The sequence below is a fragment of the Staphylococcus sp. KUGN1 genome (assembly GCF_045984185.1).
Taxonomy (GTDB): Bacteria; Bacillota; Bacilli; order Staphylococcales; family Staphylococcaceae; genus Staphylococcus; species Staphylococcus warneri_A.
In genome coordinates this window covers 1-459 of the sequence record NZ_JBJQIL010000021.1, presented here as the reverse complement: position 1 = coordinate 459, position 459 = coordinate 1, and the positions used below count along the sequence as shown (strand labels likewise).

Below are 459 nucleotides of genomic sequence, written 5' to 3'. Positions count from 1 at the left end.
CCGTTGATGTCGGAAGTCATTATATTTGGATGGCACGTAAATTCAGAAGTTATAATCCGAGACATTTGTTATTTAGTAATGGTATGCAAACGTTAGGTGTTGCATTACCTTGGGCGATTTCAGCAGCACTAGTACGTCCAAATACACAAGTTGTCTCAGTAGCTGGTGATGGTGGATTTCTATTTTCAGCACAAGATTTAGAAACAGCTGTTCGAAAAAATCTAAATATCATACAATTAATTTGGAATGATGGTAAGTATAATATGGTTGAGTTCCAAGAAGAAATGAAATACGAACGTTCATCAGGTGTAGATTTTGGTTCAGTTGATTATGTGAAATATGCAGAAGCTTTTGGTGCGAAAGGAATGCGTGTAACAAATCAAGAAGAATTAGAAAATGCGATTAAAAAAGGTTATGAAATTCAAGGACCTGTAGTCATTGATATACCTGTAAATTATA

The 459-nt window shown here is 34.6% G+C and carries 1 protein-coding gene; it reads left to right on the top strand.

All coding sequences use genetic code 11. The annotated features are described in order from the left end of the window. Positions 1 to 459: thiamine pyrophosphate-dependent enzyme (locus ACJQQZ_RS12535; protein WP_408023173.1), on the top strand; the 459-nt coding region annotated here is incomplete at both ends.